The organism is Paraburkholderia sp. JHI2823 (assembly GCF_038900695.1).
GTDB lineage: Bacteria > Pseudomonadota > Gammaproteobacteria > Burkholderiales > Burkholderiaceae > Paraburkholderia > Paraburkholderia mimosarum.
In genome coordinates this window covers 112,522-134,024 of the sequence record NZ_JAYMRY010000018.1, presented here as the reverse complement: position 1 = coordinate 134,024, position 21,503 = coordinate 112,522, and the positions used below count along the sequence as shown (strand labels likewise).

Below are 21,503 nucleotides of genomic sequence, written 5' to 3'. Positions count from 1 at the left end.
TCTCGTATGAAGAAAGCGGGTTAGTCCAGAACCAGGCCGTGATCGCGGGAGACTTCCCCGTGAACGACTACCTGCTAAGTTTCGTGACGCAACTATAGGCCCACACGGTTGCGTCACACTACTGGCCGAAACCGGGGAACTGTTCCCCGCAATCTGGTTAAGTTGCGTGACGAAACCTGGGCTACGATACGTTCCATCATGTATAGAAAACGCTTCGATGGAATGGACTGTTCGATCGCTCGCGCCCTCGACGAGGTGGGCGAGTGGTGGACGCTTCTGATCGTTCGCGAGTGCACGCAAGGCAGCAGGCGCTTCGACGAATTTCAGAGCGGGCTGGGTATCGCCCGCAATGTCCTCGCGGCGCGGCTGGAACGTTTGATCGAGCTGGATATTCTCGAACGCTTCGCGATCGCAGAACGCGCCAATACGTTCGGTTACCGATTGACCGCGAAAGGGGCGGATTTATATCCAGTGCTGGTCGCGCTCATGCAATGGGGCGACAGGTGGCTAAGGCCGGACGGCAAGCCGCCCATCACGTTGGTGGACCATGCGAGCGGGAAACCCGTGCAAGCCGTCGAAGTTCGCACGTCGGACGGGCAGGCGCTTAGCTATCGGGACGTTCGGTTCGCCGCCGGTCCGGGTGCGAAGAAAACGACGCGGGACGTCATCGAGAACCGGAACGATCGGGTGCTCGGTGATCAGAGCGACGAGTCGTGAGCCTGGAGGGCAACGAAGCAACGACACCGCGCTAGTGCCGCTTCTGCTTGCCGAATCTGGATAGCGAATGTCTGAGCTTCGGCGCCGCAAAGTCGATGAAATGCCGCAGTTTGATGGCCATGAGATTTCTGGACACATGAACCAGATGGACGGGCACCGGCTCGATCTCGAACTGCGGCAGGAGTATCTCCAGTTGCCCGTTGCGGAGTGCTTCATCGGCATCGTGCTCGAAGACGTAGGTTATGCCGGCGTTGTCCACGGCGGCGCTGACGGCAGCGTCGGGTGTCGTGACTTCGAGCCGGGGTTTCACGCCGAGTACATAAATCTTGCTCGTCGTGGGAAGGCGGAAGCGCCACGGCGATAGATAGGGGCTATTGAAGACGACGCATGAATATTTGACGAGATCGTCGGGTTCGCGCGGCGGCGTATGGCTGGCAAGAAAGGCCGGGCTCGCGCAGACGATCGGCCGCAATGAACCGATGCGCGTGGCGATCATGCTGCTATCTGCGAGTTCTCCGATCCGCAAGGCGAGATCGGCGTGCGAATCGATGAGATCGATGTTTCGGTCGGAGAGAAGGAGCCGAACGGTGATGTCCGGATACTGCGCGAGGAACTGATTGATGACGGGCAAAACATGCAGACGCCCAAGCTGCACGGGCGCCGTTACGACCAGTTCACCTTTGGCTGTCGCGAACTCGCCCGTGGCCTCGTGTTCCTGTTCACGCACGAGGTCGAGAATGCGCCGGGCCGCCGCGACGTACGACATGCCCGCGTCGGTCAACGTCAGTTTGCGGGTGGTTCGGATCAGCAACCGGGTTCCGAGCAACTCCTCGAGATCGGCTACCTTGCGAGTGAGCGTGCTGACAGGGATTTTCAGTTCGCGTGCTGCCGCCGACAGGCTTCCCCTGTCCACGGCGGTCAGCAGCATTTCCATGGCTTCTAGTCGGTCCAATGCGTTCGCTCATGTGCGATCAGGTCGCAATATTGTATGGGAAGTCCTTCGCGAGTGCCGTACCGAAGCATGACTTGACGAAAACAACATTTCTGGAGATTCAGATGTATGCACAGGCTATCGCGCAATGCGTGCAAGCAGTAAAAACAATGGAGACTTATCTCGACAAAGCCGAGCGCTTCGCGATTGCGAAGAAGTTCGACGTCGCCGTACTGTTGTCGACCCGTCTCGCTCCCGACATGGGCGGCCTGCTCTATCAGATACAAAGCGCTTGCGACTATCTGAAGGGCGGAGCCGCCTGGCTTTCAGGACAGCAGCCGCCGCGGCATGAAGACAATGAGCAGACGCTTGATGAAGCACGTGCACGCATCCGCAAGACGATCGACTTTGCTGAAAGCGTGGCGGTAGACCGGTACGCTGACGCCGCCAGTCAGATCGTAAAAGTATCCTGGGTACCGGGTAAGCTTACTGGTGAAAACTATCTGCTGCAGATCGTGATTCCGAACATCTACTTCCACGTAGCCATGGCTTACGCGATCTTGCGCACGAATGGCGTAGACCTCAAGAAGTTGGATTTCATTGGTCCGGTCAATGCCTTCGATGCCTGATTCGTGGGCAGCCCGAGTCGCTCGACAAGCGACCGGGAACAGCGTCAAATTGCAGGTAAAGGGGCTTTCATCTCCGCCCGGTCGACTCGGAACCGCGGACCTTCAATGCGCACTCGACTGTCAAGGACGACATGAAAAAGATCAGTGTGGACGCCGGCCCATTCCGTTTCGTCGGCCGGCTGGAAGAAGAAAGGGCGCCGCGCACCTGCCAGCGCTTCCTCGAATTGCTGCCGTTCAGGAACAAGGTGATTCATTCCCGCTGGAGCGGCGAAGCCGTATGGATCCCGTTGGGCGATTTCGATACCGGCCTCTCGTTTGAAAATCACACCAGCCACGCGTCACGCGGGGATATCCTTCTGTACCCCGGCGGGTTCAGCGAAACAGAATTCCTGTTCGTCTATGGCAGTTCGATCTTCGCGAGCAAAATGGGCCAGCTTGCCGGCAACCACTTCTTTACGTTGCTCGAAGGTCATGAGCATCTTGAGGCGTTCGGCAAACTCGTGCTGTGGGAGGGCGCGCAGGACATCGAGTTTTCTCTGGCGGATGACTAACGGTTCATCAATGAAGCCTTGAGCCATCGCCCATGTCGAGCGGCTATCCTCCGACCAGGCGGCTTCAGGCGCGGCAGAGCATGGCGACTCGACGCTCCGCTCATCGCCCGTTTCGCAGGCCCTCGCTAATCCGCGCTCGCGGCCTGCAGCACTTTCATGACTTCCGCTGCCGTGTGCTCCGAATGCTCGCGCAGCAACCGGGCCAGGCACGCCCCATCGCGCCTCGACAGCGCATCCAGTATTTCGCCATGCTCGCCAAGCGATTCGGCCCAGCGCAGCACATCGGCATTGGCCGCCCCCCTCGCACGGTGGATCTTGCTCATCAACGAGGCATACAGGTCGGAGAGCACAGGATTGCTGGCGACATCGACGATCTGCTGGTGCACTTTCTGGTTGGCGCGGTAGTAGGCCGTGCGCTTGCCGTCGCGATGATAGGTTTCCATCACCCGATGGCGCTCCAGTAGCACCTTCATCTGCTTGTCGTCGATACGCTGCGCGGCGAGCCGTCCGGCGGTTTCCTCCAGCCCATGCAGGACTTCGAAGATCGCTGCGATCTCGTCCTTGTTGATCGGCGCTACCTGAAAGCCCATGTGCTGCCGGTGGGTCACGTGCCCTTCGGTCACCAGCGTCTTGAGCGCTTCGCGCAAGGGCGTTCTGGAGATGTCGAACTGCTCGCACAGCGCTTTCTCGTCAATATGCTCGCCGGGCGGCAACTCACCTTCGAGAATCATCTCGCGCAATCGCTCCGCGATCGCCGCATACATACCCGTGCCGCGCAGGCTGATCCGCTTGCGTGTTTCCGCCGGTAGTGACTTCATGTCCATGTCGCCTGTTGCCGTTTGTATCTTCCGCTTTTGCTTAATTGTCTTACAGCTTCGATCCGTTCGCCACAAAAATAAAGAACGTTATAGATCAGCCACTTACAGAGCTTGTAATTCATAATTTAGCATCATATACTGCGTTGGCGCATGCAGCGCACCGGGCCGGCAGCGGTCCCGGTCACAGACATGAAACCCGAAGGCCGTCATCAGGCGAACGGAGGAGACATAGATGCGAACCGTAAATGCGGCCGTGCAGGCCGAGGTCAGGACCGGCGTGCGCTGGCGAATCTTTCTGATCATGTTGATGCTGATTTCGATCAACTATGTGGACCGGGCCTCGCTGTCCGTCGCCATGCCGCTCATCGCAAAGGAGTTCCATATCGCGCCCGCCGTGCAGGGGCTAATTCTCAGTTCGTTCTTCTGGACCTATGCGTTCATGCAGATTCCTGGCGGCATGCTGGCTGACCGCTTCAAGCCGCGCATCGTGATTGCGTGCGCCACGTTGTTCTGGGGCTTTTTCCAGGGCATTGCAGCCATCTGCACGACGGCCAGTGCGCTGATCCTTACGCGTTTGGGTCTCGGCGCGGCAGAAGCGCCGATCTATCCGGCCGGCGGCAAGCTCAACGCGATGTGGATGACGCGGCACGAACGTGGCCGCGGCGCGACGCTGCTCGACGGTGGAGCTCCGCTTGGCGCAGCGCTCGGCGCGGTGATCATCTCCGGATTGATCAGCGAGTTCGGCTCCTGGCGCACGTCCTTCGTGGTGGCGGGTGTGGGCACCATGCTGGCCGGCCTGTTTGCCTGGTACTACATTCGTAACAACCCGCGCGAGCATCCGTCCGTGAACGATGCCGAAGCCCACTATCTCGAAGCGGCCCTGCAGGAAGAACACCGCAGCGAACCGGTTCATGCCAGCGGCCGCAGCCTGGATTTTTTCCGCTATCGCTCGGTGTGGGGCATGTTCTTCGGCTGGATGTGCTTCAACTCGCTGTTCTACGGCTTGCTCACCTGGATGCCGAACTATCTGAACAAGGTTCACGGCTTCAACATCCAGCAGATGGGCGGAGCGAGCTTCGCGATCTTCTTCAGTGGTTTCGTGGGTGAACTGGCCGGCGGGTGGATCGCCGACAAGTGGAAGGCGGCAGGCGGCTCGCCCAATCGCGTGATGCGCACGCTCTTCGGCATCGCCGCCCTGGCAGCTACCGCATCGATCTTCTCGGTTGCCTATGTCGGCGATGCCGCGACGGTGGTGGTACTGCTCGCCTCCACGCTGTTTTTCCTGCGCTGGTGCGGTCTGTACTGGTGCCTGCCTTCGATCCTCGGCACACGCAACAAGGTCGGCTTTCTCGGCGGCCTGATGAACCTCGGCGGCAATATCGGCGGCATTCTCGTCCCGATCATCGTTGGCCTGATCGTGCAGACCACGGGCTCGTACTTTCTGGCCCTGATGTTCTTCGCTGCCGCAGGCCTCGGTCTCCTCGTCTGTTCGACGCTGATCGACTACGAACGCAAGCTGCCTGTCTGAACCTTTTCACCTTCAACCAATCATCGCTGACATCATCATGAGCAAACGCGTCCGGCTCGGCATGCTTACCCCGTCATCCAACACCGCGCTCGAGCCAATCACGAGCGCGATGGTGGCCGAATTGCCCGGTGTAAGCGCCCATTTCTCGCGCTTCACGGTCACTGAAATCTCGTTGTCCGAGCACGCGCTCGGACAGTTCGACACAACCCACATCATTCAAGCCGCGCGCCTGCTGGCCGACGCCAGGGTCGATGTGATCGCGTGGAATGGCACGTCATCGGGCTGGCTCGGTTTCGAGACCGACCGTCGCCTGTGCCGCGAAATCGAAGCGGCGACCGGCATCCGGGCGACCACTTCAGTGCTCGCATTGAACGAAATTCTGGACCGGACCGGCGTGCGGAAATTCGGCCTCGTCAGTCCGTATCTCACGGAGGTCCAGCAGAAGATCGTTGCCAACTACCGCGAGAACGGCATCGATTGCTCTTGCGAAAACCATCTCGGCCTGAAAGTGAACTACCAGTTCTCCGAAGTCACCGAAGACACGCTGCGTTCACAGATCCACGAAGTCGCGACGCAGCGCCCGGAGGCAATCGTCACCTTCTGTACCAACCTGCACGCCGCGCATCTGGCTTCAGAAGTGGAGCAGCGCCACGGCGTCCCGCTCTACGACACGATCTCCACGGTGGTGTGGAAGTCACTGAAGCTCGCTGGCTACGATACGACTCGTCTCGCGGCTTGGGGTCGTCTGTTTTCCGAAGTTCTTTGAGAGGCCGGCCATGACCCCCGTGTACGACCTCGTGATCCGCAACGCCGACGTCATAACCGCGTCCGAGCGCTTCACCTGCGATATTGGCGTGAAGGACGGTATCGTCGTGGCGCTGGGCCGCGATCTCGGCGCAGGCAAGCGCGAGATCGACGCCACCGGCCTGCTGGCGTTGCCCGGCGGCATCGACGCGCACTGCCATCTCGATCAGCCCATGCCGGAAGGGCTGAAGATGGCGGATGACTTCCTGAGCGGCACACGCGCCGCCGTGTGCGGCGGCACCACGACCGTGATCCCGTTCGCCGCGCAGGCAAAGGGGCAATCGCTGAAAGCCGCGGTGGACGACTACCATCGCCGCGCCGACGGCCGCGCGGTCACCGACTACGCGTTTCACCTCATCGTCTCCGATCCGACGCCCGAGGTGCTGGAGCGCGAGTTGCCAGCGCTGATCGCGGCCGGTTATACGTCGTTCAAGATCTACATGACCTACGACGATCTCAAGCTGAGCGACCGCGAGATTCTCGAAGTGATGGATGTTGCCCGCCGCAACCAGGCGCTGGTCATGGTGCATGCCGAGAATTCGGACTGCATCGCGTGGCTGACCGACAAGCTCACCGAAGCCGGAAAGCACGCGCCGAAGTATCACGCGCTCTCGCGCCCGGCCGTGGTCGAGCGAGAGGCGACGCACCGCGCGATTGCCTTCTCCGAACTCGTCGACGTGCCGATCCTGATCGTTCATGTGTCGGGCCAGGATGCGATCGAACAGATCGAATGGGCGCAGCAACGCGGCCTGAACGTTTACGCCGAAACCTGCCCGCAATACCTGTATCTGACTGCCGAAGACCTCGGTCACGAGGACGGCTATCACGGAGCGAAGTGTGTCTGCAGTCCGCCGCCGCGCGACACGTCCAGCCAGAAGGCCGTGTGGAGCGCACTGAAGCGCGGCACGTTCAGCGTGTTTTCGTCCGACCACGCACCGTTCTCGTTCGACGATCCGCAGGGCAAGAAGCCCGGCGGTGAAGAGGTCTCCTTCGAGCACATCCCGAACGGCATTCCCGGCATCGAGACCCGGCTGGCGCTGCTGTTCGATGGCGTGAGCCAGGGCAAGCTGTCGCTGCACAAGTTCGTCGAACTGACGTCGCTGAACCCCGCGAAGCTATACGGGCTTTATCCGCGCAAGGGAACGATTGCGGTCGGCGCCGACGCCGACATCGTACTGTGGGACCCGCTCAAGCAAGTCGCCATCGCGAACGAAGCGCTGCACCACAACGTCGACTACACGCCATACGAGGGCCGAAGCGTTCAGGGTTGGCCGAAGCATTGTCTTTCGCGCGGCGAACTGCTCGTCGAGAGCGGCCGCTATCTCGAGCCGGAGGCGGGACGGGGCCGGTTTCTCGCGGCGGGCAAACCGCAATACCTCGACTTTTGAAACCGGAGAGCAGCATGAAGATCCTCGTGATCAATCCCAATACCTCCGAGAGCGTCTCGACGTTGATCCAGGCGGAGGCGCAGCGCAGTGCCTCGCCCGGCACCGAGATCGAGGTCGCGACTGCGCCGTTCGGCGTTGCCTACATCGAGACACGCTTCGAAGCGCTGGTCGGCGCCTATGCGAGCGCGTGCGTGGCGGCCGAACGCCATGGCACTTATGACGGCGTCGTGGTCGCCGCGTTCGGCGACCCGGGCCTTCACGGCATCAAGGAACTGATCGACGTGCCGGTCGTCGGGCTGACCGAGTCCTCACTGATGACCGCCGCGACGCTCGGGCAGCGCTTCTCGATCATCGCGATCTCGCCGCGCATCAAGGCGTGGTATCGCGAGACGGTCGAACGCGCTCATCTGGCGAGCCGGCTTGCCAGCATCCGCGCGCTCGAGGAGCCGTTGCGTGATATCGGCAGTGTGCAACAGGACTACGCGGCACGGCTGAAGGCACTGTGCAATGAGGTGGTCGACGATGACGGGGCCGACGTCATCATCATCGCAGGTGCCCCCCTCGCAGGGCTTGCACGCGAGATACGTAACGAACTGCCGGTTCCGGTGGTCGATGGCGTGTCGAGCGCGATTACCCAGCTTGAGGGCCTTATCCGCCTGGCGCCGAGAAAAGCGACGAGAGGCAGTTTCGCCCAGCCGCCAGTCAAGCCGAACCAAGGTCTGCCTGAACCGCTCGAGCGGCTGCTGAGCCGTGGGAAGACGGGCTAGTGCGACCGTTCCGGTTGGATCCTCTCCTTTTACGCGAGCGCCCCGCAATGCCCACGGGCTGCCGCAACGGTGCTTCCGCCGCTCGCCAATGAACGGCCGACGCCGCCCGAGCCCGCTTACGGTCGAGCTCTGCCCCCGCGGCCCGGCGCAGCCGTCACGCGCCAAGGCGCGCGCCGTACCGGATCCCTATCTCGACCAGCTTCGAAACGTCGGGTGGCATCGCGGTGACTTCGCGATCGATCGTCGTGAACAGGTTCGCCGCCTGACTGATGTGACTGGTAATTGACAGCATCTCAACACCGCCGGGGCCGCAGCGGAAGCTGTGAGCCGTGCCGGCCGGGACATGAACGAACGAGCCCTTGGTCGCGACCGAGGTAATGCCGTCGTAAGTGATTTCGACGCTGCCGTCGATCACGTAGAATGATTCGTCCCAGTCATGGGCGTGCAGGGGGCTCGCTGCCTTCCGGACCGTGCTGTAAGGAAGACCTCGTAGCCTCGCGTGGTCGCATGGTCGGCAAGGACCGTGACGTTTGCGGGTTTCTCGTTGCTTCCACTTCGACTGCACACACGCAATTATCGCGTTGCTTGCGCCGCATTCCTTCCGCGCAGCCACTCGAGCGCGAGCAGCAGACAGGTGGAGAACACGACCAAAATGGTCGCCAGCGCGGCGATCGTCGGGCTGATGTTCTCGCGAATGCCCGTGAACATCTGACGCGGCAAGGTCGTCTGGTCCGCGCCCGCGAGGAACAACGTGACGACCACTTCATCGAACGAGGTTGCGAACGCGAACAACGCACCCGAGATCACGCCCGGCGCGATCACGGGCAGCGTGATCAGCAGCAGCGCCATCGCGCGCTTCTTCGCTTCCGCAGCCTTCAGTTCGCGCTTGAGTTTGTTGGTCGACTCGGGGGCCGCGTCGGCGGCGATCGTCATCGTTGTCACATCTGTCCCCTGCATTTTGTCCCAACCGCGCGCCGCGTTGAAATGAACGCGCGGGGCTGCACCTCGCTGATATGGCCTCGTTCCAGAGGCCACACCCATTCAGCCTTCGTCGTCGCGTCGCACTTACTTCGATGCCCACGACGCGAAGCGTTGTTCGAGTTCATCGCCGTGGTCGGTCCAGAAGGTGATGTCCATTTTCAACGCGTTGGTCGCATTCGCTGGCGAGTTGGGCAGCTTCACGAGCGTCTTTGCATCGAGCGACTTGATGGCGGCCTGATTCACCGGCCCGTACGCGATGGTCTTGGCGAAATCACCCTGTGGTTTTGACGACAGCGTAAATGCGATAAATTTTTCCGCCAGTTCCCTGTTCGGGGCACCCTTCGGAATTGCCCACCATTCGACATCGAAAATGTTGCCGTTCCACACGACTTTCAGGTTCTTGCCTTCTTTCTGCGCTGCGTCGATACGTCCGTTGTACACCGTCGACATTGCCACATCACCTGCGACGAGGAACTGCGGCGGCTGCGCACCGGCTTCCCACCACTGGATGTTCGGCTTCAGTTCGGCGAGCTTTCTGAACGCGCGATCCTGGCCTTCCTTTGATGCGAGCACCTTGTAAACATCTTTCGGCGCGACACCGTCAGCCATCAGTGCAATTTCCAGGTTGTAGTGCGCACCCTTGCGCATGCCCCGCTTGCCAGGGAATTTCTTCACGTCCCAGAAGTCGGCCCAGCCCGCCGGCGCCGTCTTCAATTTGTCACCGTTGTAAGCAAGTGCGGTTGACCAGACAAACATGCCAGCGGCGCAGGTCTGCCTCGCATACGGCATCAGGTCACCGCTCTTCGCGATCTTCGACCAGTCGAGTTTTTCATACAAACCTTCATCACAGCCGCGGCCAACATCGCCTGTTTCGGTTTCGACGACGTCCCACGTGACGCGCTTTGCTTCGACCATCGTCTTGATCTTGGCGAGTTCCATGTTGTATTCAACTGGAACGATCTTTGTGCCGGTCTGAGCTTCAAACGGATGGTAAAAGGCGGTCTTCTGGGCATCGCCGTTCGCGCCTCCGGCGTTGGCGACCGTGAGTTCGGCTGCACCGGCCTGGACTGTTGCCAGCGAGAGCGCTAGCGCGGCAATGGTTGGAAAATTTGTCTTCCCGATCTTTCTCATGGCGTGCTCTTCTCCTCGGTGGTGATATGTCGCGTTCAGTCAGAACGTTGTTGCGATGGAATTCATGCAAAGACGCGCAGGTGCTCGGGTTTGAATTCGAGCGCGACGGGCACGCCGGGCGCAAAGGTTTCGAGTGCTTCCGTGCCGAGCGGCACCTTGACGAAGCACTCGTCCTGTTCCGGCAACCCGCAGCGCATGCGCACGTGGTCGCCAAAATAGATGAGACCGCGTGCGCGAGCCGCCAGCGCGTTCCCGCGCGACTTCGACGCGCCCGCCGTGAGTTGCATGCGCTCGGGCCGGATGCACGCGACGGCTGGCGTACCCGCCTTTGCACGACCCAGGTGACGCCCGACGAGCCGCGTGCCGTCGGGTAGGTGAAACTCGCAGTAATCGCCATCGACATTCGCGATCGTGCCGCGTAGGCGGTTGCTGTCGCCGATGAAGTTCGCGACGAATTCGTTGCATGGCGACTCATAGAGACTGTCGACGGTATCGAGCTGCTGCACGATGCCCTTATCGAACACGGCGACGCGATCGGACATCGTCAGCGCTTCGCCCTGGTCGTGCGTCACGTAGACGAACGTGACGCCGAGTTTCTCATGCAGCGATTTGAGTTCGTATTGCATGTGCTCGCGCAACTGTTTGTCGAGCGCGCCGAGTGGCTCGTCCATCAACACGAGCTTGGGCTCGAACACGAGCGCGCGAGCCAGCGCAATGCGCTGCTGCTGGCCACCCGACAGTTGCGCCGGATAGCGCTTTGCGAAGCCCTCCATGCGCACCATTTTCAACGCGTTGCTCACGCGATACGCGTGTTCGTCGGCGGCAACCTTGCGCACGGTCAGCGGATACCCAACGTTCTGCTCAACCGTGAGATGCGGGAACAGCGCATAGTTCTGAAACACCATGCCGATATTGCGCTTGTGCGGCGGCACGTTGTTCAGTAGCTGGCCGTCGAGCCAGATCTCGCCTCCCGTCGGGAACTCGAAGCCCGCAAGCATCATCAGGCAGGTTGTCTTGCCGGAGCCCGACGGTCCGAGCAACGTCAGGAATTCGCCCCGATAGATGTCGAGATCGAGTTGCTTGACGACGAGCGTTTCGCCGTCATAGGTCTTGCGCACGCCGCGAAAACTTACAAGAACACTGTCAGTCTGGCTCATTGATTGGTTGTCCAAAATAAGTGGTCTGTGCTGGACCGCGATGGGTGTCCTGCCTGTCACGTACTGGATGAAGCATCGCCCTTTTCGATGAGGAGCCGATTGTTCGGTGCCTCTTTTTCGAACTTCGCCGCATCGCGAGTCACGTCACGACCGATTCCTGATCGGATGCAACACAGCGTTCAGAAGTCGAAATCGCCGAGCCCCAGCGAAAAAGGGTCATCGAGGCCGAGTTGACAGTCGTTGATCTCGTCGTCTGTCGAGGCAAATGTACATCAAACGATTTTTTCCAGGGTAAAAAAGTGGTCAGTATTTTTACTTATAGTTTAGAAGTCCGGCGGTCTGTGCAACAATGACGATTGCCTGGTATCGACGGGCACAGGGTTGTCCGGCCGGCCTTGCCACGTCACCAAGGGCAGGCGCAGACCCTGTCCGGACAGCTTTTTGTGTCCTCCTGTATCGAATGGTCGAAGGGAGCGATCAATCGTATGACCTATCAGAAGAAAACTCGCGCGATTCCGTCTTCGTCTCCCGATGAGGTCGAAAATACGGCGGCAACACCTGTCCTTGGTGACAGGATCCGCGGCTTGCGCAAACGTCGTCAGATGACGCTCATGCAGTTGGCCGACAGCACCAATCTGTCGGCGGGCTATATCAGCCAGCTGGAACGCAACCTTGCTTCGCCGTCGATCGCGGCGTTGGTCAACGTAGCGAAGGCCCTTGGTGTGACCGTGCAGTGGTTTTTTTCAGGCAACACGCCTGTTCCCGCCGCCGAGGAGGGCTTTGTCGTGCGCCGCGGCAACCGCCTGCAGATGCGGTATGAGCAGGGCGTAGTGGACGAGTTGCTGACGGCCCGGATGGACATGCAGCTGGAGATGCTGCATGTGCGCATTCCCCCCGGCGCGGAAAGCCCGAAGAGTTACTCTCACGAGGGAGATGAAGTCGCGTACGTGCAAACCGGGCAGCTGGAAATCTGGATTGGCGACGACAAGCATTTCCTGCTCAGCGAAGGCGACAGTGTCGCCTTTTCGTCCCAGCTTGCACACCGTTACCGCAATCCCGGTGTCGTGGAGACCGTGATCATCTGGGCGATCTCGCCACCGAGTTACTGACGCTCCACGCAACCCGCCCAACAGGGCTTCCTGCCAGCGCCCGCCGCCCCGGCGGGTCAGATCCGGACCGGGCAGCGGCCATCCGTCGTCGCGTCGTACGCCTCCCTCGCACACATTGCTGGACCGTCTGGCCGCCGGGGCGGCCAGACCCTCATCGCGCCCAGCCCTCTGCTGCCATTGCGCCAGATTACCTCTAAGCCGATTCAACGCGAGCCCATGGTGTCACGCGACCCGGGGAATACTACCTAGTAAAAAAACATTGTTTTTTTTTACTCATGGATAAAAAATGCTCGTGACCCTCCCGATCGTGAGCGATTGGTCGGGACGACTCGTAACAGCACATAGTGGATGAGGAACCCATGCCTGAAGTCATTCAGTTCAAGCACGACACGTTGGCGTTTGAGCCATACGGCGACCACGAGACCGGATCGGCTTCGATTGCCCGATTGATTGGTCCGCAGCATAGCCGCACGATGGGGGCGGGCGTGGCACGCTTCGACAATGTCTCGATCGAATGGACCGTGCTCTATGACGAGTTGATCGTCGTGCTGGAGGGCGTGTTCAGGCTTCGGGTCGCCGATAAAGTTTTCGAAGCAATGTCCGGAGAAATCATCTGGATTCCAGAAAATACGCCGCTTCGCTACGAAGGGGAGGGCGCAACCGTGTTCTATGCGCTTGCGCCCGTTGACTGGAAGGAGCGGCAGGCGACGTGACGCGTGTTCGCCGGTACTTGCTTTGAATACTTTCCTTTCGAACGACCAGATTACCTGACCTCACCTCCCCATGAGCGCGACCCTGTTCCCGAAGTTGTTCTCGCCACTGCAGATCCGAGGCGCGACGCTGAAAAACCGGATCATGTCCACTGGACACGACACAACGATGCCGACCGATGGGCGAATCAACGACGCCCTCGTCGCATACCACGAGGCTCGGGCGCGCGGCGGTGCGGGCCTCATCGTGATGCAGGTGGCAGGCGTGCACGAGACGGCCCGCTATACATCGCATCTGCTCATGGCCACGGACGACGACTGCATTCCCGGATACCGGCGCCTTGCCGATGCCGTCCATGCCCACGGCTGCCGGCTGTTCACGCAACTCTTCCATCCCGGGCGTGAACTGATGGAGTCGGCAGACGGCCTGCTCGCGGTGGCTTATGCGCCATCGAGCACACCGAACGAGCGGTTTCATGTGATGCCGCGCGCGCTTACGCACGAGATGATCGGCGAGATCGTCCGGGGATACGGCGACGCGGCGCGCCGCATGAACGAAGCAGGACTCGACGGCGTGGAATTCGTCGCGAGCCACGGTTATCTGCCTTCGCAATTTCTTAACCCGCGGGTCAACCGCCGGACGGATGAATATGGCGGCAGCCTCGACAATCGCCTGCGCTTTCTGCGCGAGGTGCTTGCGGAGATGCGTCGGCAAACGTCAGACTCGTTCGTGATCGGCATGCGCATCAGCGCGGGCGAGCGCGACGCAGAGGGGCTTACGGCCGAAGACGCGCTCGAGGCCTGTGCCCGGCTCGAACGGGAACTGGACTACGTGAACATCATCGCGGGCACCTCCGCTTCACTTGGCGGCGCCATTCACATCGTGCCACCGATGTCGTTCAACAACGCCTACGTCGCGCCCGACTCGAAGGCGTTCAAAGAGCGCCTCGCCATTCCGGTATTCGTCGGCGGGCGTATCAATCAGCCGCATGAGGCCGAAGCCGTCATCGTGAACGGTCAGGCCGACGTGTGCGGGATGACGCGCGCGCTGATCTGTGACCCATTGATGCCGGCCAAAGCGCAGGCGGGCAGGACCGACGACATTCGGGCATGTATCGCATGCAATCAGGCTTGTATTGGGCACTTCCATCGTGGCTATCCGATTTCGTGCATTCAGCACCCGGAGACAGGGCGGGAATTGACCTACGGGGAGATGCGACCCGCCGCGCAGCGCCGGAAGGTCATGGTCGTCGGCGGCGGCCCGGCTGGCATGAAGGCGGCGGCCACCGCGGCGCAGCGGGGCCATGACGTGACGCTCTATGAGGCGGCCAGCCAGCCGGGCGGCCAGGCACTGCTCGCGCAGTTGCTGCCGCGTCGCAGCGAATTCGGCGGGATCGTCACGAATCTGACGCGTGAACTCGAACTGTCGGGAGCGCGCGTGGTCACGAATACGCGCGTCGACGAGACGCTGATCCGGTCCGGGAAGCCCGACGTGATCATCCTCGCGACGGGCGCAAAGCCCTATGTGCCCGAGTTCGAACATGGGGGTGGCATTCAGGTCGTCGATGCCTGGCAGATCCTGCGGGGCGAGGTCAAGGTCGGCCATCGTGCTTTGGTGGTGGACTGGCGCTGTGACTGGATCGGACCCGGCATCGCCGAAATGCTGACGCGCGCAGGGTCGGACGTGCAGCTCGCCGTCAATGGCACCCATGCGGGCGAGACTCTGCCGCTGTATGTGCGTGACAACGTGGCAGCCGGACTCCATCGCCAACGGATCACGGTTATTCCGTATGCACGACTCTATGGCTGTGACGGCGACACCGTATTCATGCAACACACAACCAGCGATGAGGCGATCATTTTCGACAATATCGATACGCTCGTGCTATGCCATGGCCATCAACCCGACAACACACTCGAGACCGCATTGCGGTCGTGGATCGATGCAGAAGGGGATGCGTCGCCTATGGAACTGATTGCGATTGGTGATTGCATGGCGCCTCGTACCGCCGAAGAGGCCGTCTATGAAGGCCTGAAGGCCGCGTGGCAAATTTAGGAAAGTAAAGATGATGAAGATTCTCGTAGCCGTCAAGCGAGTGGTCGATTACAACGTGAAGGTCCGTGTGAAGTCGGACAACACGGATGTCGACATTGCCAATGTGAAGATGTCGATGAATGCGCGATCCAGCATCTGGCAGGCAAGCCGGTAGAGTCTAAATCGCCGGACTGGCGAGGCTGGTGGGTCTGACTAATGAGCCAAGGAATAAGGCAAGCCAACGCTTCATGGGAATCACCGTGAGTCGTCTGGTGCCGGGCCGGTTCGACCGAGACCGACATTCATGCTTTTCAGCTGGCCGCTTGCCGATTCGACCAGCGCTGTTCGAATCTTGACGCGGGTTGCTTCGTCAGAGATATAGCGCGCGAGCTCGTCTGCCGCGAGTGCAATGAGTGCATCGCGTTTTTCCGGCTGCAGTTGCTGCCAGGCCCCCCATGGACTGACCGGAACCCGCCTTCCGCCAATGATCATCCAGCCGCCCGCGTCATAGGCGACACCACCGAGAAGCGTCCCGACAAGTGCCTGCAACGGTAAGGACCACCAGCTCGGGCCGCCCGAAATGGGCGACAACATGAAAGCCGTCGTGGTGCCGTACAGCGTCCCCCTTCCGATGATTTGCCCGCTGTTATTGATATCGACCGCATCGTCCAGATGCCATCCAGGCTCCGCAACCAGCTTGTCCAGAAGCGTAGTTCTCCCGTTCTGATAGAGGTACGCTGCTTCGCGAAACCCATTGTTGAATGACACGTCGTCAAAAAAGAAACCACCGACAACGTCGCCCCTATTGTTGATTCCGTTTGCTGAACCACTTGTTGCTCCGGCAGGTAGCGGGATAGCCTGAAAGACCGGCAGCGCTTGCCTTGTGTCGCAGGTTCCCGGTAGACGGTATCCCCCGCACGCGATCCCGGCGTCGTTGATGTCGCGCGCGGACACCATCACGTCCAGTGCCTTTGTGGTTCCACTCTGGACGCTATATACACAGTCTTTGCCCTCATCGTTCCAGCCAATTGCCTCCCCCGAATTGTTGAGCTGGACAAGATTGAGCCTCGGAACGGTGGCAATGAGCCGATTTGCGGGCACACTGTACAGGAAACCCTCCACGGGTTGGCCGTGGCCGCCGCAAACTAGTCCCTGATCATTAACGCCGGCCGCCCACGAGTTTTTGCCGACCAAGGGCGAGAGGTTCGTGAGCTTTCCCGTGTCGACCACGATGGCGGATTGGGTCTGGTCCGGTTCCGTCGTGCTGCCCACAGCGACAAGGCCGTCGTTGATACCGAAGAGGCGGCTGTCATCAGGAGGTGTCAGCGTAAAGGTTAGCAAGCCGTTCAGCCATTGCGCGCCAACGTACACGTTGTCGCTCACAACTGCGGTTCCGGCGACCTGACCATCATTACCCAGTGACAACACTACCGCGCTCAGCGGGACATTCGGCTCAGGGCCCAGTATTGGCCAAACGGAATACATAGATACCTCCAGCCGCCGGTGGCAGCATGAGTTGAACGGGAAATGTCGGGGTCGCGAGCGGTCGTTCGCTCGCACTCGCGGCTCAGACATTCGGGCGTCGGGTCCACTGTGGAACCGGCCATTCAATCAGCAAGGGCGAAGTGTGGATTGTCGAGTTGTAAACGGCGCGCCGGGATGTGAACTTCCCGGCCGATCCCACATTATTTGGCCGGCCCTGATTGCTGACGTAGCCGACTGCGCATCATGGCAATCACCGGAGGGATAGCGTGCGGCGTATTTTTCACTAGAGGCGTCGTGTAGACCTGCTGGTCTCCTGCATTAAGACGCTGTAGCAGGAAGTTGGCCTGTGTGGAGCTCGAGCCGATCATGTCTCCGTTGTTGTTCAAGTCGGAGATCAAAAACAGGTCTTGTCCCGCTGGAAGATTGACGACCAGATTAGCCAGATTCAGGCGTACGCCTGGACCAGGCACAACGTAACTGACGTTCAATCCAAAGAATTCCGTGATGACGATCAGGTTGTTGTCATTGAAGAGCAGCCGATTGCTTCCGTCGGTCTCCACAAAGTAGCTATAAAAGACGCCATTGGGCCCCCACACCCCGATGCGCTCATGGTAAGGAAGTCCCGGAGTAAACGAGTAGCCGAGAACATTGCCCGCCTGGTTAATAGCCTGACCCCAGGCAAGCGTTTCACTTGGATCCCCCGGGAACGGATTGAGGATCATGGCGTTGCCGTTGCGTGGGTCGAGTCGGAAGCCCCGAGCTCCATTGTAGAGGCCAGGACCTTCAGTTCCCTCAATAATTCCGTTGTTGTTTATGCACCTGCAGACTCCAAAAAGCGTAAAGAAGGGATTCTCAATGTTCGGACCGAAGTTGATCGGTGTTGCCGTGCCGTTGCGGTAAAGCTCATAGGTCGTATTGCCTGAAGCATCGGATGACGCCACCAGAGCGGTGTCGTTATCGTTCAGTGCAAGGACAGAGGCAAACTGCTCTCCAGGCAGCGGCGGAATGAGCTTGACCTGGCCTCCCTTGAATATAGCGGCGCGAAAGATGAAATTGACGGGGTCGACCAGGATGGAACCGCCAATAGTGCCGCTTGCGTTGACCGGACCGGCGAAACTGCCAGGCGGAACCTGCGGAAGAACGGTCAGCGTCCCGTCCTCGATGTAGGCGAATTCAGTGTTGCTGCACGTGGCATCACAGAGGGTGACGTAAACCCGACCGTTATTCAGGATCGCGCTGGGATAAAGCTGGGTAAATCCAGCCGGCAGCGCGATCTGGTCCAGTGAGACATAACGATAGCGAATTTGCTGCGCGTGGGCTTCTACGAGCCAAAAACTGAGGATTAGCGCCAGAATCCAACCGAAGCCACATCTATAAAAGTATGGTTTGAGTTGCACCTTTAGCGAGATGGAACACATGTTAGTTCTCCTGCTAATGTGTCGGTTCTATGTCACGAAGAAGCGGCATGACAGATGGCCGTCAGTAGCCTGACGTCCTCATCCTGGCGTTTGTAGCCGATATCGGGCATCCCGATGGAGCCCGGGCTGAATATGTCTGAATGGACGCGCGATTGTGATGCACTTATGGCTTGCTGCGGATATTCCCATTCCCGTTTTTGAAGGCGTTGCTGGGATCATCGATCGAACGCACAGGCAAGGTGCATGCACGGAAATCGTCATCGCGCGGCAATCGTGCATTAAAAACATAGGCGATTAGCAGACAGAAAGCAAAGCGGCGCACTTGACTTTGCTAACCACACGCCGGACGTTAGATGTTGGCGAGGTTGATTGTGCCCAGGCTGCTCGTGGCATGAAATGAGGGTGGTCAAGTTGTTCTGTTGCGCCCACGATCGAAATGCACGGCAACTACGGTAGCTGGCGCCCCCCAATAGTGGGGCATGTTTGCCAACGAAAATCCCGGGTATTTCCGGACTGTGAGCATCGCCATGGCTACTGCGAACCATCTCTCCAAATTGTCCGCGTTCGAGATGCAGCGCGCTCAGGCGAGGCCGCTCATCAGCTCGCTTCGGATCGCCAATACGCTCATAGATATAGCGTTCTACGGCGTCGCTGCTTTTCGTCGAGCGATGAAAGGCGATGGTTTGGACGTGACCATCCACAACCCCACCGATTTCTGCGCGCGGTTTGCTCGCGCACTTCAAGTGGTCGACCTAAGCGCGTTAGCAAACCCAGAGGGTGCCATCGTTATCGTTGACGCCACCGTGCTGGCGTTTGATCTCGGCTTTTCCGATGCGACCGGATTCTGCCGCGCATTTAAACATTGTACCGGCAGTAGCCCTTCTGACTATCGCAAGGGCACCCGTCAGGGCGAGTGACGAGAAAGCGCTTTCTGACCGCTCCACGGTCAAGCCCTCGCGGCATGCAGCTCCGCCCGCAAGCGCAGGAGCGGCGCGCGGATCAGTCGGACGACGTCCGCGCACCGCTTATATCCGATCGTACGGATCCAATCGACCATCGACCCCATCGCCCTCAGAGGCCACGCGCAAGCCAGCTGTCCACCGAAGTTACGCCAGGAACTGAAGCCGCGGTGCGCTCGGCCAGCGCGACCTGATCGTGTTCGGGCACCCATCCGAGCAGCGTGACTTTGCCTCCTCTGGCAAAAACAAATACGTGTGAGGTGCTGACGCCAGCGTGCGCGAAGCTGACGCGTACGCTATGTGCGAGTTGCGGGTCGCTTGCACTCGAGTCGGTCTGCGCCTGGACGACCGGGACGATCGCGCCGGAAATCAGGAATACGAGCGTGGCAGTGATGATCGCTTTCACGATACCTCCTTGCAGTGGCAAAGATGCCGGGAACTCCGGCAAATGATCTTCCGGTCCCGGTCAACGCGAGCGTGAAGCCGCGATGCCGTTGCCCGGCGCTAAATGTGCTCGTGGGTGCTGGTGCATTGCGTTCGGACGGGACGTCGCGCGAGCGACGTGGCGGGGAACTGCGGGAGTCGAGGCGCTGGATACGGCGTCGCGCGATATTGCAAGGCCGGAAAGATCGCGGAACAGATTGACGAGCCCGCGCTCAATGTGCTTACCGGCAAAACTCAACTCAGTGCCCGGCAGGGTATACCTTGATGATAGTCGCTATTTCCCGCGCCTGCCGATGACAGCGCTGCCAGGCGACGGCGAAAGCTGCAGGCGCAACGGCCAAATAAATTTCTGTCGTTCGTTGCAAGTTCACAACATCTGAGCACTGCGTTTGAAAGCGCTGTCAAGCGTCACTTCGCCGGAGTAGCACGGATGTTCGACGCATTTCCCGCACCGCGCATATTTTTCCCCACGGAGCGAAATGGATTTGCCGGGCATATGACCATCACGCGATGGTCACAAAGCAGGCGCCTACTTCGGGACCGCTCGACACGCAAGCGTTAGCGGTAACATCGTTTTCCCTGGCCGGTCCGCTCGATACACGGGGCATGGGCATCCCTATAATCGCCTCGAAATGTGATTCGAAACATTTCTGTGAGGCAGCCTGGTAGGGAACGTGTAGAGCGCACGCGACCTGCGCGGTTTGGAGACGCCAAAATATATATAGGATCCCTAATGAAGAAAAAGCTTATTGCATTGTCGGTGATGGCAGCTGCGACGACGATGGCACACGCGCAGAGCAGCGTCACCCTGTACGGCCGTATCGACAACGGCGTCCAGTATGAAACCGGTCTGCCGGGCGGTAGCAGGTTCTCGGCACAGAGCGGCGACTGGGGTTGCTCATGGTTCGGCCTGCTCGGCTCAGAAGACCTGGGCAACGGCACGAAGGCGGTCTTCCAGCTGGAAGGCCAGCTCAACACGATGACGGGCGCTTCGGCGGGCAACCTGTTTGGCCGTCACGCCACCGTGGGCTTCACCAATGACCGTTTCGGTCTGTTCAAGATCGGTAATCTCGGCGCCGGCGAACTTGCGCAGGATAGCTGGGGCACGGACCCGCAGCTGATGCAGCGTTACGCAATCTCGACGCTGGTGCGCGGTCGCAACTGGACGAGCACCAGCAATGGCGCGGAATACAACACGCCGGTGCTGTTCGGCGGCCTCGTGTTCAAGGGCCAGTATTCGCTGACCAACAACACGAGCTGGAACTCGGCGCCGGTCAACGCGCAGGGCGTGCCGACCGGCCAGGGCCGTACGAATGCGGTTGAAGGCATCTATACGTGGGGCAGCGGCGACTTCCGCGTGATCTATGACGAAGTCCGTGGCGCAAACGGTTCGTTCAACAACGTTTATTCGGCCTCGCGCTCGATTCTGGCTGGCGGCACCTATGTGATCGGTCCTGTGAAGCTGTACGCGGGCTACCAGCACCTGAGCGCACCTTCCGCTACCAACGCGAGCATGGGCGTGACCAATGCTTCGCAGCCGGCAGGCGTGAGCGCGCCGACCACGGTGGACCACGAGTGGTTCGGCGCCGCCTGGCAGGTGAACGATGCGTCGGCGATTACCGCCGCGGTCTTCCACGCGAATGCGAACCACGGCAACGGCAACGCCACGCTGTACACGCTCGGCACGACGTACAACCTGTCCAAGCGTACGTTCCTCTACGCGGAAGCCGGTTACGTGCACAACAGCTCGACGTCGAACATCAACCTCGGCAACGGTCCGTACGGCAACAACAATTTCAACGCGGCAACGGGCGCGTCGTCGAACGACAACCCGAACTACGGTCACAGCCAGACCGGCGTCTTCACGGGCATCATGCATATGTTCTGATTTGAGTGTGTCTGAAGTGTAGTGGTTGCGATCTGTTTGTATTTGGTACTGCT

At 60.0% G+C, this 21,503-nt stretch carries 21 protein-coding genes and 1 pseudogene; 13 read left to right on the top strand and 9 right to left on the bottom strand.

Annotation, left to right across the window (positions count from 1 at the left end):
• Positions 1 to 198 precede the first annotated feature (198 nt).
• Positions 199 to 717, top strand: a complete 519-nt coding sequence (locus tag VSR34_RS20420; RefSeq protein ID WP_342963345.1) for a helix-turn-helix domain-containing protein — start codon at positions 199 to 201, stop codon at positions 715 to 717.
• Between the two features lie 31 nt (positions 718 to 748).
• On the opposite strand, the gene VSR34_RS20415 is transcribed toward VSR34_RS20420, so the two are convergent.
• Complete coding sequence (locus VSR34_RS20415) at positions 749 to 1,669, bottom strand: LysR family transcriptional regulator (protein WP_342963329.1); 921 nt, start codon at positions 1,667 to 1,669, stop codon at positions 749 to 751.
• 74 nt (positions 1,670 to 1,743) lie between these two features.
• Here VSR34_RS20415 and VSR34_RS20410 point away from each other — a divergent pair, with 74 nt between their 5' ends.
• Both VSR34_RS20410 and VSR34_RS20405 read left to right on the top strand, forming a co-directional pair.
• Entirely contained in the window at positions 1,744 to 2,277 is a 534-nt protein-coding gene (locus VSR34_RS20410; RefSeq protein ID WP_342963328.1) for a DUF1993 domain-containing protein, read from the top strand.
• A gap of 131 nt (positions 2,278 to 2,408) precedes the next feature.
• Positions 2,409 to 2,828 carry a DUF3830 family protein gene (locus VSR34_RS20405; RefSeq protein WP_028212314.1) on the top strand — a complete coding sequence of 140 codons (420 nt, stop codon included), beginning with the start codon at positions 2,409 to 2,411 and terminating at the stop codon, positions 2,826 to 2,828.
• A gap of 125 nt (positions 2,829 to 2,953) precedes the next feature.
• Here the strand turns inward: VSR34_RS20405 and VSR34_RS20400 are convergent, their stop codons facing one another.
• On the bottom strand, positions 2,954 to 3,652 hold the full coding sequence (locus VSR34_RS20400) for a GntR family transcriptional regulator (RefSeq protein ID WP_042291762.1): 699 nt from the start codon (positions 3,650 to 3,652) through the stop codon (positions 2,954 to 2,956).
• A 226-nt stretch (positions 3,653 to 3,878) separates the two neighbouring features.
• Here VSR34_RS20400 and VSR34_RS20395 point away from each other — a divergent pair, with 226 nt between their 5' ends.
• Genes VSR34_RS20395 through VSR34_RS20380 form a run of 4 tightly spaced genes read left to right on the top strand, consistent with a single transcriptional unit; the run spans position 3,879 to position 8,133 of the window.
• Positions 3,879 to 5,174: an MFS transporter gene (locus tag VSR34_RS20395; protein WP_028212316.1), complete on the top strand. Its 1,296-nt coding sequence runs from the start codon at positions 3,879 to 3,881 to the stop codon at positions 5,172 to 5,174.
• Positions 5,175 to 5,211: 37 nt separating this feature from the next.
• A complete protein-coding gene (locus VSR34_RS20390) occupies positions 5,212 to 5,940 on the top strand; it encodes an aspartate/glutamate racemase family protein (RefSeq protein WP_028212317.1) in 729 nt (242 codons plus the stop codon).
• 10 nt (positions 5,941 to 5,950) lie between these two features.
• Positions 5,951 to 7,366, top strand: coding sequence for a dihydropyrimidinase (gene hydA / locus VSR34_RS20385; protein WP_342963327.1), 1,416 nt, complete (start codon positions 5,951 to 5,953; stop codon positions 7,364 to 7,366).
• 14 nt (positions 7,367 to 7,380) lie between these two features.
• Complete coding sequence (locus tag VSR34_RS20380; protein WP_342963326.1) at positions 7,381 to 8,133, top strand: aspartate/glutamate racemase family protein; 753 nt, start codon at positions 7,381 to 7,383, stop codon at positions 8,131 to 8,133.
• 154 nt (positions 8,134 to 8,287) lie between these two features.
• Here the strand turns inward: VSR34_RS20380 and VSR34_RS20375 are convergent, their stop codons facing one another.
• The 4 genes from VSR34_RS20375 to VSR34_RS20360 form a co-directional block, all read right to left on the bottom strand.
• On the bottom strand, positions 8,288 to 8,548 hold the full coding sequence (locus VSR34_RS20375) for a hypothetical protein (RefSeq protein WP_342963325.1): 261 nt from the start codon (positions 8,546 to 8,548) through the stop codon (positions 8,288 to 8,290).
• Between the two features lie 158 nt (positions 8,549 to 8,706).
• A complete protein-coding gene (locus VSR34_RS20370; protein WP_342963344.1) occupies positions 8,707 to 8,982 on the bottom strand; it encodes a hypothetical protein in 276 nt (91 codons plus the stop codon).
• A gap of 216 nt (positions 8,983 to 9,198) precedes the next feature.
• On the bottom strand, positions 9,199 to 10,245 hold the full coding sequence (locus VSR34_RS20365; protein ID WP_342963324.1) for an ABC transporter substrate-binding protein: 1,047 nt from the start codon (positions 10,243 to 10,245) through the stop codon (positions 9,199 to 9,201).
• A gap of 62 nt (positions 10,246 to 10,307) precedes the next feature.
• The gene (locus VSR34_RS20360) at positions 10,308 to 11,402 is read right to left on the bottom strand and encodes an ABC transporter ATP-binding protein (RefSeq protein ID WP_342963323.1); all 1,095 of its coding nucleotides are present in this window, start codon (positions 11,400 to 11,402) and stop codon (positions 10,308 to 10,310) included.
• Positions 11,403 to 11,887: 485 nt separating this feature from the next.
• Between VSR34_RS20360 and VSR34_RS20355 the strand changes: the two genes are divergently transcribed.
• The 4 genes and pseudogenes from VSR34_RS20355 to VSR34_RS20340 form a co-directional block, all read left to right on the top strand.
• Positions 11,888 to 12,511, top strand: a complete 624-nt coding sequence (locus VSR34_RS20355; protein ID WP_028212323.1) for an XRE family transcriptional regulator — start codon at positions 11,888 to 11,890, stop codon at positions 12,509 to 12,511.
• A gap of 359 nt (positions 12,512 to 12,870) precedes the next feature.
• A complete protein-coding gene (locus VSR34_RS20350; protein WP_342963322.1) occupies positions 12,871 to 13,224 on the top strand; it encodes a hypothetical protein in 354 nt (117 codons plus the stop codon).
• Between the two features lie 70 nt (positions 13,225 to 13,294).
• The gene (locus VSR34_RS20345; RefSeq protein ID WP_342963321.1) at positions 13,295 to 15,277 is read left to right on the top strand and encodes an FAD-dependent oxidoreductase; all 1,983 of its coding nucleotides are present in this window, start codon (positions 13,295 to 13,297) and stop codon (positions 15,275 to 15,277) included.
• A gap of 13 nt (positions 15,278 to 15,290) precedes the next feature.
• Positions 15,291 to 15,398 (top strand): annotated as a pseudogene (locus VSR34_RS20340) (electron transfer flavoprotein subunit beta/FixA family protein); the annotation flags it as partial.
• Between the two features lie 113 nt (positions 15,399 to 15,511).
• Here the strand turns inward: VSR34_RS20340 and VSR34_RS20335 are convergent.
• Both VSR34_RS20335 and VSR34_RS20330 read right to left on the bottom strand, forming a co-directional pair.
• Positions 15,512 to 16,741, bottom strand: a complete 1,230-nt coding sequence (locus VSR34_RS20335; RefSeq protein WP_342963320.1) for a hypothetical protein — start codon at positions 16,739 to 16,741, stop codon at positions 15,512 to 15,514.
• A 200-nt stretch (positions 16,742 to 16,941) separates the two neighbouring features.
• Positions 16,942 to 18,159: a hypothetical protein gene (locus tag VSR34_RS20330; RefSeq protein ID WP_028231190.1), complete on the bottom strand. Its 1,218-nt coding sequence runs from the start codon at positions 18,157 to 18,159 to the stop codon at positions 16,942 to 16,944.
• 479 nt (positions 18,160 to 18,638) lie between these two features.
• Here VSR34_RS20330 and VSR34_RS20325 point away from each other — a divergent pair, with 479 nt between their 5' ends.
• Positions 18,639 to 19,076, top strand: a complete 438-nt coding sequence (locus VSR34_RS20325) for an AraC family transcriptional regulator (RefSeq protein ID WP_342963319.1) — start codon at positions 18,639 to 18,641, stop codon at positions 19,074 to 19,076.
• 154 nt (positions 19,077 to 19,230) lie between these two features.
• Here the strand turns inward: VSR34_RS20325 and VSR34_RS20320 are convergent, their stop codons facing one another.
• On the bottom strand, positions 19,231 to 19,524 hold the full coding sequence (locus VSR34_RS20320; RefSeq protein WP_028212329.1) for a BON domain-containing protein: 294 nt from the start codon (positions 19,522 to 19,524) through the stop codon (positions 19,231 to 19,233).
• 771 nt (positions 19,525 to 20,295) lie between these two features.
• On the opposite strand from VSR34_RS20320, the gene VSR34_RS20315 reads away from it, so the two are divergent.
• The gene (locus VSR34_RS20315; RefSeq protein WP_028212330.1) at positions 20,296 to 21,450 is read left to right on the top strand and encodes a porin; all 1,155 of its coding nucleotides are present in this window, start codon (positions 20,296 to 20,298) and stop codon (positions 21,448 to 21,450) included.
• The last annotated feature ends 53 nt before the right edge of the window (positions 21,451 to 21,503 follow it).